This is a genomic window from Leifsonia sp. EB41 (assembly GCF_041262565.1).
Taxonomy (GTDB): Bacteria; Actinomycetota; Actinomycetes; order Actinomycetales; family Microbacteriaceae; genus Leifsonia.
The window spans coordinates 1,292,636-1,304,692 of record NZ_JBGCCJ010000001.1 but is presented as its reverse complement, the minus strand read 5'-3'; the positions used below and the strand labels follow the sequence as shown (position 1 = coordinate 1,304,692).

Annotated in this window: 9 protein-coding genes; 5 read left to right on the top strand and 4 right to left on the bottom strand. The window is 71.7% G+C overall.

Features of this window, described 5'->3' with window-relative positions; translation table 11 throughout:
• Position 1 precedes the first annotated feature (1 nt).
• From ABH923_RS06390 to ABH923_RS06380, 3 genes are read right to left on the bottom strand one after another with little or no spacing between them, the layout of a single operon-like run.
• Entirely contained in the window at positions 2 to 910 is a 909-nt protein-coding gene (locus tag ABH923_RS06390) for a 1-phosphofructokinase family hexose kinase (RefSeq protein ID WP_370054516.1), read from the bottom strand.
• On the bottom strand, positions 907 to 1,881 hold the full coding sequence (locus tag ABH923_RS06385; protein ID WP_370054515.1) for an ROK family protein: 975 nt from the start codon (positions 1,879 to 1,881) through the stop codon (positions 907 to 909). Before ABH923_RS06385 ends, ABH923_RS06390 begins: the two co-directional genes overlap by 4 nt.
• The gene (locus ABH923_RS06380) at positions 1,878 to 2,783 is read right to left on the bottom strand and encodes an SIS domain-containing protein (protein ID WP_370054514.1); all 906 of its coding nucleotides are present in this window, start codon (positions 2,781 to 2,783) and stop codon (positions 1,878 to 1,880) included. Before ABH923_RS06380 ends, ABH923_RS06385 begins: the two co-directional genes overlap by 4 nt.
• Before the next feature lie 312 nt (positions 2,784 to 3,095).
• Between ABH923_RS06380 and ABH923_RS06375 the strand changes: the two genes are divergently transcribed.
• From ABH923_RS06375 to ABH923_RS06360, 4 genes are all read left to right on the top strand, one after another.
• Positions 3,096 to 4,337: an extracellular solute-binding protein gene (locus tag ABH923_RS06375; protein ID WP_370054513.1), complete on the top strand. Its 1,242-nt coding sequence runs from the start codon at positions 3,096 to 3,098 to the stop codon at positions 4,335 to 4,337.
• Positions 4,338 to 4,344: 7 nt separating this feature from the next.
• Positions 4,345 to 5,301, top strand: a complete 957-nt coding sequence (locus tag ABH923_RS06370) for a carbohydrate ABC transporter permease (protein WP_370054512.1) — start codon at positions 4,345 to 4,347, stop codon at positions 5,299 to 5,301.
• Positions 5,298 to 6,200: a carbohydrate ABC transporter permease gene (locus ABH923_RS06365; RefSeq protein WP_370054511.1), complete on the top strand. Its 903-nt coding sequence runs from the start codon at positions 5,298 to 5,300 to the stop codon at positions 6,198 to 6,200. Before ABH923_RS06370 ends, ABH923_RS06365 begins: the two co-directional genes overlap by 4 nt.
• 98 nt (positions 6,201 to 6,298) lie before the next feature.
• Complete coding sequence (locus ABH923_RS06360) at positions 6,299 to 7,543, top strand: mannosyltransferase family protein (RefSeq protein ID WP_370054510.1); 1,245 nt, start codon at positions 6,299 to 6,301, stop codon at positions 7,541 to 7,543.
• Positions 7,544 to 7,554: 11 nt separating this feature from the next.
• On the opposite strand, the gene ABH923_RS06355 is transcribed toward ABH923_RS06360, so the two are convergent.
• The gene (locus ABH923_RS06355) at positions 7,555 to 9,975 is read right to left on the bottom strand and encodes a LuxR C-terminal-related transcriptional regulator (protein WP_370054509.1); all 2,421 of its coding nucleotides are present in this window, start codon (positions 9,973 to 9,975) and stop codon (positions 7,555 to 7,557) included.
• 194 nt (positions 9,976 to 10,169) lie between these two features.
• Here ABH923_RS06355 and ABH923_RS06350 point away from each other — a divergent pair, with 194 nt between their 5' ends.
• Positions 10,170 to 12,008: a DUF4012 domain-containing protein gene (locus tag ABH923_RS06350; protein WP_370054508.1), complete on the top strand. Its 1,839-nt coding sequence runs from the start codon at positions 10,170 to 10,172 to the stop codon at positions 12,006 to 12,008.
• Positions 12,009 to 12,057: the final 49 nt, after the last annotated feature.

The window sequence follows — 12,057 nt, the reverse complement described above, 5'->3', positions numbered from 1 at the left end:
TTCAGGAGGTCACGAGGCGGGCCTCGTAATCCGGGTAGGCGGGGTCGAGCTCGCCCGCGAGAGGGGCGACGACGGCGGCGGCCGACCAGGCGGTGGCACGGCGGACGAGGATGGCGGGATCGGTCGTGCCTGCGGCCAGCGCCGTCGCGATGGCGGCGACGGCCGCGTCTCCCGCTCCTGTCGCGTTGCCGGCGAGGGGCCGGGGCAGCCGGGCGGACCAGGTCCGGCTCTCGCCGACGGCGAGCATCCCGTCTGCGCCCAGCGACACGAGCACCAGCCCGGCGCCGGCCGACAGCAGCACGCGGGCGCCCGCGACCGGGTCGTCCGAGCCGACCGTGTCGGCCAGCTCGCGGCGGTTGGGCTTGAGCACGTCGGCTCCCGCCTCCGCTGCGGCGAGGAGGGCCGTCCCGCTCGCGTCGACCACGCTCGGGACGCCGCGCCGCCTGGCGGCCTCCACGAGGTCGGCATAGAAGCCCTCAGGGGCGCCTGGCGGCAGGCTGCCCGACCCGACGATCGCGGTGGCCGGCACGGCGAGGCGCTCGACGGCCTCCCGCAGTGCGATCCACTCGGCCGGGGTCAGACCGGCGCCGGTCTCGTTGAAGATCGTCGCGACGCCGGAGCCCTCGTCCACGATCGCGACGCTGCTGCGGGTCGGCGCGGCCACCGGGATCAGCTCGGACGGCAGACCGCTCGCCTCCAGGTCGTCGGCCAGCCGCAGCCCGGACGCGCCGCCCGCCGTGGTCAGGACGAACGACGCGCCGCCGGTCTGTGCGATCACCCGAGCGACGTTCAGGCCCTTGCCGCCCGCGCGGGCCGCGGGAGGCGCGACCCGGTGCGTCTCGCCCGGCTCCAGCGCCGCGACGCGATAGGTGAGGTCGATCGCGGGATTCGGGGTGACGGTGAGGATCATCGAACGGCCTTCAGGGCATCGGCCGCCGGTGTCAGGAACTCCCGTGCCCGCAGGGCGGCGCCGATCACGCCGGCGTCCTCGCCGATGTGCGCCGGGATCAGCAGCGGCCGCCGGTGGATGGTGAGGATGGCGTCGAGGCGCCGGGCCAGCGGCACGAAGAGCTCGTCGCCGGCCTGCGCGAGGCCGCCGCCGATCACGATGGCCTCCGGGGCGAGCAGTGCGACGGTGTGCGACAGGTCGAGCGCGAGGGCGTCGAGGGCGGAGTCCCAGATCCGTTGCGCGGCGGGATCGCCGGCGCGCGCCCGCTCCAGCACCTCCCGCGACCCGGCCACCGGGACGCCGCTGATCGCCGTGTAGCGGCGCGCGATCGCCGCGGCGGAGGCCACGGCCTCCAGGCAGCCGCGGCCGCCGCAGGCGCAGTCGGGGCCTTCGGCGACCCGGGAGTGGCCCATCTCGCCGGCCATGCCGCCGCCGGTGAACAGCGTGCCGTCGATGAAGATGGCGCCGGCGATCCCGGTGCCGATCGCCATCACGACGACGTCGCGGAAGCCCGCGGCGGCGCCCAGCCGGTACTCCGCCTCGCCCGCGGCGCGCACGTCGTGACTGAACGACACCGGCATCCCATACGCCTCCGTGGCGCGGTCCCTGAACGGGAAGTCGTGCCAGCCGAGGTTCTCCGAGTACACGCCGACCCCGGTCTCCTCGTCCACGTGCCCGGGAACGACGAGTCCCGCCGCGACGGGGACCACCTCGGGATGTGCGCGCCGAAAGCCGGAGGCCAGCTCCGCGGTCGCGGCGATGACGGCCTCGCCTGTGCGCTCGCCGTCGAGCGGGGTGGGGCGGCGGATCAGCTCGACGATGCGGCCGGCGGAGTCCACCAGGGCGGCCTTCAGATCGGTGCCGCCGACGTCGAAGGCGAGCACCGCGACCCCGGAGCCGAGCCGGTCGTCGGTGGAAGCGTGCGCGTTCACGAGGCCAGGATGACAGAGCGGGTCAGGTTACGGGGACGGTCGGGCTCGAGTCCGGCGCGCCTGGCGCGCTCCAGGGCGACTCGCTGCGCGCGGACCAGGTCGGCGAGGCCGTCGATCGGCGCGTCCTCGTACCGCGCGCCAGTGGCGGCGACGTCGTGCGCGAGGCCGGCAGGGGCCTCGCCCAGCATCCAGGTGACCCGGCCGGGAGCCGCGATCGCGATCGGGCCGTGCCGGTACTCCTTCGCCGGGTAGGACTCCGTCCACGACTGCGACGCCTCGCGCATCTTGAGGGCGGCCTCGTGCGCGAGGCCGACGGTCCAGCCGGAGCCAAGGAAGCTGTACTGGTCGGCCGAGACGAGCGCGTCGTCGAGGTCTTCGTCGATCGCGGCGGCGGCCTGCTCGATGGCGGAGCCCAGGTCGTGGCCGAGGGAGGCGCGCATCAGCGCCAGCGCCGTCGTCGCGAAACGCGTCTGCACCACGGAGGTCTCGTCGGCGAAGGGCAGCAGCACGGTGTCGTCCACGAGGTCGGGCAGCGGCGTTCCCGCCGCGCCGACGACCGCGATCGTCCGCGGCCGGCGCGATCGGCCCCGCAGTCCGTCGACCAGCTCGATGACCTCGGTCGTCGTGCCGGAGCGGCTGATCGCGACGATCGCGTCGTAGTCGCGATCGATCACCGCCTCCGAGGCCGCGTACGCGTCGGTGAGGCCGTGGCCGGCGGATTCGCGCAGCACGGCGTACGACTGCGCCATGAACCACGAGGTGCCGCAGCCGACGACCGCGATGCGCTCGCCGGACGCGGGGAGCAGCGACTGCTCCTCGCGGAGGGCGGCCGCGCGGGCCCAGGTCTCCGGCTGCGACCGCAGCTCGGCCTCCATGTGCGCTCCCGGGGGGATGTCCGTCACTGCGTGCTCCTGTCGTTCGGTCGGTCATAACAATGATTGCTTATGAGCGTTAGGTCTGTCTACTGATCATTTTCGATCGTTTAAGCGTGACCAAGCCGGGATGCGAGGCTCTTCGATAAAGCCCCGGTAACGATCTGGATTCTGTTCCTTGACGCGCGACCCCCGAATGCGCAATTATTCGACCATCAATTGAGTGCACGTGATCGTTTCTGCGTGAAACAAATCATGAAGCATCATCCAGATACGCACCGTCGCGCATCCGCACCACATCCGTCGACGGTCCGTGATCCGTATCGAGAGTGAGGAGAGTCGATGAAGAAGTCAGTGCGGTGGGGGGCCGCCGTCGCCACAGCGACGGTCGCCACCCTGACGCTCGCGTCCTGCGGCTTCGGCGGGGGTTCGGGCGGCTCGGCCAGCGGCAGCAACGACCTCAACCTGATGGTCGCCAGCTACTCGGACAACACCAAGGCCGAATGGCAGCAGATCATCAAGGACTTCGAGGCCAAGAACAAGGGCATCACGGTCAACCTCGACGTCGAGTCCTGGACGGACATCAACAACGTCATCAAGACGCGCATCCAGGCCGGCAAGCAGCCGGACATCCTGAACATCGACGCGTTCGCCGGCTTCGCCGCCGACGACCTGCTCTACCCGGCGAAGGACATCGTGTCGTCCACGACGCTCGACGACTTCCAGCCGGCGTTCAAGGACAACGCGAGCATCGACGGCACCCAGTGGGGGCTTCCCTTCATCGCCTCCGCCCGGGCGCTGTTCTACAACAAGGACGACTTCGCCAAGGCCGGGATCGCCGACCCGCCCAAGACCTGGGCCGACTTCGAGGCCGACGCCGCCAAGCTCAAGGCCGCCGGCATCACCCCGTACGGAATGCCGCTCGGCGCCGAGGAGGCCCAGGCCGAGACCGCCGTCTGGTTCTACGGCGCGGGCGGAGGGTACGGCGACGCCAAGACGCTCACCCTCGACAGTGCGGAGAACACCGCCGGCGCCACCGAGATGCAGAAGATCATCAACCAGGGATTCACGCAGGCGAACCCCGGTTCGACCAACCGCACCCCGCTGATGAACGTCTTCATCCAGGGCAAGCTCGGGATGCAGGTCGGCCTCCCGCCGACCGTCGGCCAGATCAAGCAGAGCAACCCGTCGCTGAAGTACGGGATCGCGCCGATCCCCACCAAGGACGGCTCGGCTTTCACGCTCGGCGTCGCCGACCACCTGATGGCGTTCAAGAGCAAGACCGACCGGCGGCCGGCGATCACGAAGTTCCTGGACTACTTCTACTCGCCGGCGGTCTACACCAAGTGGGTCGGCGAGGAGGGCTTCCTGCCCACCACGAAGACCGGCGCGGACACGATGGGCTCGAACGCGGACATCAAGCCGTTCCTCGACCTGCTGCCGAACGCGAAGTTCTACCCGTCGACCAACAAGGACTGGTCGGCAGCGCAGGGCGCCATCCAGAGCCAGATCGGTCAGCTCGGCCAGGGCTCCGATCCGGCGACACTGCTCAAGTCCATCCAGTCGAAGGCCACGGGCCAGTAGCAGCGGCATGACCTCGACGATCGAAACGACCACGACGGGGGCGGCCACCGGCCGTCCCCGTCGCGGGGCGCCTCGCGCCGGGCACGGCAACACCACCACGCTGTGGAACGCCGTGCCGTGGACGCTTCCGGCGCTCATCCTCATTTTCGGCATCGTGCTGTTCCCTGCGGGCTACATGATCTTCAACTCGACCAGGAAGATCTCGGTCGCCGGCGTCGACCACGGATCGGTCGGCCTGCAGAACTACATCACCGTGCTCTCGCGCCCGGAGATCCCCGGCATCCTCCTCAACACGGTCATCTGGGTCGTCTCGGTGGTGGTCATCACCGTGGTGATCTCGCTGGCGCTGGCGCAGTTCCTCGACAAGAACTTCCCCGGCCGTCGCTGGGTGCGGATGGCGATCATCGTCCCGTGGGCGGCGAGCGTGGTGATGACCACGACGGTTTTCGTCTACGGGCTCGACCCGTTCTACGGGATCATCAACAAGTTCCTGGTCGACATCCACGTGCTCGCGCAGCCGTTCGGCTTCACCAAGGAGCCGGTGCCGGCGTTCCTGTCGTCCATCGCAATCGCGGTGTTCGTGTCGCTGCCGTTCACGACCTACACGATCCTGGCCGGGCTCGCCGGCATCCCCGGCGACATGCTGGAGGCCGCGAAGGTCGACGGCGCCGGGGCGGTGCGCTCCTACTTCGGGGTGACGCTGCCCAACCTGCGGCCCGCCATCGCGCTGGCGAGTCTCATCAACATCATCAACGTCTTCAACTCGCTGCCGATCCTCAAGCTGATGACCGGGACGATCCCCGGCTACAAGGCCGATACGACGACCACCTACGTGTTCAAGCTGCTGCAGAACGAGCAGCGCATCGACCTGTCGAGCGCGCTCAGCGTGATCAACTTCCTGATCGTGCTGGTGGTCGTGGCGCTCTACCTGTGGATCGTGAAGCCGATGAAGGAGGTCTCGTGACCGCGCCCGCCCCCGTCGCGCTCGCCGGAGCGCGCCCCTCCGTCTCCAGTCCGGCCCGCCGTCGGCGCTCCGGGTTCTCCTGGCGCGTCGCCGGCAAGGTGATCGCCGGCGCCGTCATCGCCCTGGTCTTCATCGCGCCCTACCTGATCATGCTGGTCGGCTCGTTCAAGAGCAGGGACAACATCCTCACCGTCCCGCCCACCTACCTGCCGACGCAGTGGCATCCGGAGAACTACCTCACGATGTGGTCCACCCCGGAGACCCCGCTGCCGCTCAACCTGATCTCGACCATCGTCATTTCGGTGTTCGCGACGGTGCTCGTGCTCCTGGTCTGCGTCCCGGCGGCGTACTACACGGCGCGGTTCCGGTTCCCGGGCCGCGGGGTGTTCCTCTTCCTGGTGATCGTCACCCAGATGCTGCAGCCGACGGTGCTGGCGACTGGTTTGTTCAAGGAGATGGTGGCGCTCGGGATCAACGACACCTGGCTGGCGATGATCCTGGTGAACGCAGCGTTCAACCTGGCGTTCGCGATCTGGATCATGCACACGTTCTTCGCGGGCGTGCCCAAGGAGGTCGACGAGGCGGCCCAGCTCGACGGTGCGGGGAAATGGACAGTGCTGCTGCGCGTCCAGCTCCCGCTGGTCTGGCCGGGCATCGTCACGGCGATCATCTACACGTTCGTCGCCTCCTGGAACGAGTTCGCGGCGAGCCTCGTCATCCTCTCCACGGACGCCAACCAGCCGCTCTCGGTGGCGCTGACCAAGTTCGTCGGCCAGTACGACGCGGCCTGGCAGTACGTGTTCGCGGTGTCGGTCGTCGCGATCATCCCCGTGGTCATCCTGTTCGCGCTGATCGAGAAGCGCCTGGTCGGAGGCCTCACGGCGGGCAGCGTCAAGTAGCGGCGGCAGTCGCCGTCCTGAGCTGGGGCGCCCGCGCGTGTGGCGCGACGCGGGCGCCCCGATGCACCACTGCATCGGCGCGCGGTAGCATCGAGACGATGACGGCCGGTATCACGAGTTCGCTGCACCCGGCGGATCCCGCTGGGCCCGTGATCGACGCCGCCCGGGTGCGGCTGTTCCGCTGGGAGCTGCCCTGGTGGGCCGGAGTGCTCGGCGTCTACGCCGCCTCCCGGGTGCTGACGACGCTGCTCATGCTCGCGCTCTACCTCGTCGCGGGGGCGATGCACTGGGAGGGCGGCAGCCCGCAGACGCACCCGACGTTCCTCGGCTTCGCGGGCAGCTGGGACGCCTCCTACTACTGGCGGATCGTCGAGCACGGCTACCCGTCGACCCTGCCCGTCGACGCCGACGGCGACGTGCAGCAGAACGAGTGGGCGTTCCTGCCCCTGTACCCGCTGATCGTGCGCGCGCTCATGTCGGCGACCGGGCTCGGGTTCCCGGCGGCGGGCGTGCTGATCGCGGTACTCTGCGGGGCGGCGGCCAGCCTCGTGCTCTACCGGCTCGTGGCGTCGCGCGTCGGCGCGGTCAGCGGGCTCTGGGCGGCCGTGTTCTTCTGTTTCGGACCCCTCTCGTTCGTCCTGCAGATCGCCTACGCCGAAAGCCTGTTCTTCCTCCTGCTGTTCGCGGCGCTGCTGGCGATCATGACGCGGCGGTACTGGACAGTCATCCCGTTCGGGGTCGCGGCCGCTTTCACCCGTCCGGGGGAGCTCGCCCTCCCGCTCACGCTCGGGATCGTCTACGTGATCCGCGCGCTGCGAGCGCGGCGCGGACGCGAGGCCTTCGCCGTCCGTGAGCGCGTCGCGATGATCGTCGCCGGCGCCGTGACCGCCGTCGCGGGCCTCGCGTGGCCGCTGATCGCGGCGACGGTGACGGGGACGCCTGGCGCGTACGTGGAGACGGAGCTCTCGTGGTGGACGGGGTTCATCGGACGGGTCGCCTTCGTGCCGCTGACGCCGTGGTTCCTGTTCACGTGGCGCTATGCCAGCGTCGCGGGCGCGCTCCTCGTCCTCGGCGCGATCATCGGCTACGCGTGGCTGCTGAAACGGCCGGGCATCCGCGCGCTCGGCACCGAGGTCGTCGCCTACGCGGCCAGTTACGCGCTCTACCTGTTCGCCGTCTTCCTGCCGCAGCAGAGCCTCTTCCGGCTGCTCATGCCGCTGGCCCCGCTCGCGGGGGCGCCGGGACTGACCCACAACCGGCGTGCGCGCACGATCGTCCTGGCGGTGGGGATCGCGCTGCAGCCCGTGGCGCTCGTGCTGTTGTGGTTCATCGGCTACCCGTGACCTGACCCCGCTCACGGGGCGAGCCGGAGGGCGAGGGCGACCAGCTCGCCGCGGTTGGCCGCCGAGGTCTTGCGCATCACCCTGCTGACGTGGCTCTCGACGGTGCGGACGCTGAGGACGAGCCGGGAGGCGATCTCCGGGTTGCTGAGTCCTGCGGCCACGAGCCGCGTGATCTCGCGCTCGCGCTCCGTCAGCGCGATCGGCGTCGAGAAGAATCCGCCGCCGTCGGAGCCGTCTCCCGCGGGGTCTTGAAGCGCGGCGGCCGAGCCTGCCCGGCCGGTCGAGGCGAGACGCTCCGCGAGGGCGCCCAGGTCCGCGCCGTCGGGCTCGGCGCGGGCCGCGACGAAGGCGAGGTGCGCGTCGTGGAGCTCGGACTGCTGGCGCTGGAGGAGGGCGCGTGCCTCCGCCAGCCCGGCGTCGTCGATCGCGTGCTCGAGCGACGTCAGCAGCGCGAGCGCGGCCGTGGGCAGCTCGCCGTGCGCGGTGAGGGTCGAGGCGAGCCGGCGGAGCAGCCCGGCGGCCTCGTCCGGGCGCCCCCTGCCCGCGGCGAGCTGGGCGTCGATCCAGCGCACGCCGGCATCGACCGAGGACAGGGCGTCCCCCTCGGAGGACGCCGGGACCCCGGCGGCCAGTTCGTCGCGGACGCGCTCGGCGAGGGCGGTGTCGCCCCTGCGCACCGCGATGACGGCGGCGAGGACGTGGAGCGCGACCTGGACGGCGGCGCCGGGCACTGCGGGTGTGCCGAGCGCCGACGCCGTCGCGATCGCGTCGGCGGCATCGGCCGGGCGGTCGGCGAGCAGGTGGCACAGCCCGAGCGCGACGCTGTGCGCCCGCACCGCTCCGGCGTCGAGCCGGTCGCGCGCCGAAGCGGCGCCGCGTTCGGCCCAGGCGACGGCCTCGGCGTGCCGGCCGACGCCGAGGAGCGCGAAGGCGTGCGCAGCCCCCTCGGTCTCGGGCGCCGACGCGCCGGGCAGGGCGGTGAGCTCGTCGAGGAGACGGACGGCGTCCTCGAATCGCCCGCAGCGGAGCGCGACGGCCCGGGCGGCCTCCAGCAGCCGTGACCGCACCGGCGGCGGGAGGTCGCTGTCGTCGCGCAGACGCTCCTCGGGAACGGCAGGTTCGGCCCCGACCTCGACGGCGAGCATCACGGCCGCGGCGTCCGCGAGCCGTGCGAACGGGCCGAGACCGGCGACCTCCGTGCGCAGCGCCGCGAGGGCGGCCGAGAGTCCGGCGCCGACGGCAAGTGACCGGCGCGCGCGGAGCACGGCGAGCTCGGCCGCGACCAGCGGGTCGCCCGGCAGGCCGGCCGACCCGGCCAGCACCCGGTCGAGCTCGGCGGCCGAGCCCGGCACCATCCCCGTGTCGGCCATCAAAGCGCGCGCGAGGACGAGCGCCGATCCCGGCGACGGCGCGGCGTGCCACGCCCGCGACGCCTCCTCGCGGCGGGAGTCGGCCGCCGCGTGCATGAGCTGCACGAACGCGGCGTTGGTGGGCGGGGCGTCCACCTGGGCCCGGTCGCGGAGGTGATCGGCGAGGACCGGGGGATCGAGGGCGATGAGCCTGCGCCCGCGGTGCGGCACGATCCGGAGGACCCCGGCCGCGGCGAGCCCCTCCAGAGCGGCGGGGTCGACCAGCCCGCGCGTCGACGCCACGTCGCCGACGCCGGTCACGGCGATCCTCTCCAGCGCGACGCGCTCGGCCGGACCGAGCCCGGCGAGCTGCGCTTCGAGGGCGCCGCGGAGCGCTCTGCTCCACAGCTCTCCCGTCGCGGACCACGCACCGGAGGCCCGGACCAGCCGGCCCTCCAGCACAGCGAGCTCCGCGAGCGCGAGCGCGAGGCCGACGTTGCCGCCGCAGAGCGCGTACACGCGGCTCATGGCGCCTGCGTCGACCGGACCACCGAGGCGCTCGGACACGACCGAACGGAGTTCCTCGTAGTCGAGCGGCACGAGCTCGACCACGTACGCCGTGGACGGCCCATCGTCCAGCCGTGCCGTGGTGCGCAGCAGTGGCGTGCGCGTCGCGCGGCGCACGGCGTCGATCGCTCCGGTGGACGCGTCGTCGAGGAGGTCGGCGTCGTCCACCAGGAGCGCGGCCGCGCCGGACCCGATGGTGGCCGTCAGGGCGTCGATCGCCTGCTGCAGGGCGGACGCCGTTCGGCGCTCCGGTGCCGCCAGCACCCCGATCCCTGCCGCGTGGAGGGCGGCGAGCGGGCTCTCGCGCAGCGACCGGACGCCGTTCACGCGCACGACCGCCCTGCGTGCGTCGGCCGCGGAGGACGCCACCGCGTCGACGACGGTCGAGCGCCCGCTCAGGCGCGGACCGACGAGGTCGACGTCCGCGTAGCGGGAGAACACGAGTTCGCGCACGAGCGTCAGGACACGGTCCCTGCCTGCGAGCGGAGCGGACTCCGCGGCGCGGGGATCGATCATCGGCGGGCTCCAGGGGACGTGGGGGTGAACTGCTGCAGCCCAACGGTAATACGCAAGATGTAAGGCGCTCCACGTAAGGTCCGATGAACTGCACGGAACATCGAGCGATCCGCACGTAAATCCCAGGATCGACAGTGGGCCGCCCCGGTACCGACGACAACATGGGTCCCGATGTCGAAAGGGAGTCGGGGCCTATGAGCGGTCGATCGCGCCGCCGTGCGAGAGCGGCCGAGCGCGCACGCGTCACGCGTGTCGTGCTGATCTCGCTCGGCGCCGTCGCGCTCGTCGTCGTGCTGTGCGCCGTCTGGGTGGGCGTCAGAGCGGCCATCTCCTACGGCCAGGTGTCGGCCGCCCGCGCCGAGGCCAGGGCGACCGTCGCCGCCGTCGCGGCTGACCCGGTGTCGGCCGCGTCCCGCGCCGACCGGCTCCGTGTGGTGGGCGACCGGCTGGACGACGCCACGGGCTTGACGGGCGATGTCGTCTGGCGCGCGGCCGAGTACATCCCGTTCGCCGGGGCCAACCTCCGCTCCTACCGCCTCACTATCGAAGCGCTCCACGAGACCGTCGACGGGGGACTGGCGCCTGTCGTCGCCGACCTCGCCACACTCGAGACCGCCGTGTCGCTCGCCGACCGGACGGTCGACACCGCGGCCGTTGCGGGCACGGCGACCCATCTCCGCACGGCGGAACGCGCGCTCGAGCGCGGCCGCACGACGCTGCGCGAGGCCTCTGCCGGCCCGCTCGTGCCGCCGCTCGCCGCCGGCGTCAAGGAGGCCGAGGGCCTGGTCGACAGCCTCCACCGGACCGTCTCCTCACTCTCGGTCGCCGCGCGCGTGCTCCCTGCCGCGATCGGCGCGAACGGTGCGAAGAACTACGCGCTGCTGTTCAACAACAACGCGGAGCTCCGGACGACCGGAGGGATTGCGGGCGCCATCTCGGAGCTGACCGCCCAGGGTGGGCGCATCGAGCTGGGGCAGCAGCTCATCCCCGATCAGCTCAACCCGGCCTCGGGGGCCGGGCTCGCGGTGACTCCGGAGGAGCGGGCGCTGTTCGGGCCCCAGCTCGGCGAGTACATCCAGAACGTCAACCTCACGCCCGACTTCGTCCGGAGCGGCGAGCTCACGGCCGCCCACTGGCGCGCAGCGCTCGGTCAGGAGCTCGACGGGGTGGTCTCGATCGACACCGCGACGATCGGGCTGCTGCTGTCGGCGACCGGTCCGATCACCGTCGCCGGGCGCGAGCTGAACAGCGAGAACGCGTCCCGAGTCCTGTTGCGGGACGTCTATGTCGAGATCGAGAGCCGCGACGAGCAGGACGTGTTCTTCGGCGAGCTCACGCGCGCCATGTTCGACAAGCTCTTCGGCTCGGGGACCGGCACCGTCCCTGTGCTGAAGGCGCTGGGCACGGCCGTGGACGAAGGCCGCATCTCGCTCTGGTTCGCCGACCCCGCGCTTCAGCGCGAGATCGCGGGCGGCCCGCTCGCCGGACCGCTCGCTCAGCTCACCGACCGCGGTGCGCCCGTCGGCGTGTTCTTGGCCGACGGGACCGCCGGCAAGATGGACAGCTACCTCGAAGGGTCCGTCACCTCCACCTGTCACGCCCCGGCGAAGAAGGCTTCCGCCGAGAAGGACGCGGCGAAGGGCGCGGCGAAGGTCGGCAGCACCGTTACGGCCACCGCGACCCTCGTCTCCACGGCGCCGGCGGACATCGCCTCGTTCCCCTGGGTCGTGACCGGGTACGGCGTCCCCGACCTCCCGACCGGACACATCCGGACGATGGTGCAGTTCGCCGCGACCGACAGCCTCCGTCCGCAACGGGTGACGGTCGACGGAGAAGAGGTCGCCGCCGTCTCCCGGATGATCGACGGCCATCCCGTGTCGGTCGTCCAGGTCGACCTCGCCCCGGGGGCCGTCTCGGTCGTCGTCGCCGAGTTCGCCGCCCTGCCCACCCGGTCGCCGACAGTCGACCGCGTCGTCGCGACCCCCACCGCCACCGAGTTCGAGCACTTCGCCGAGCCCGGGACCTGTGGCTGACCGAACCGCTCCGGTCGGCCAGTGACACCCATCCCCTACGAAGGAGAAC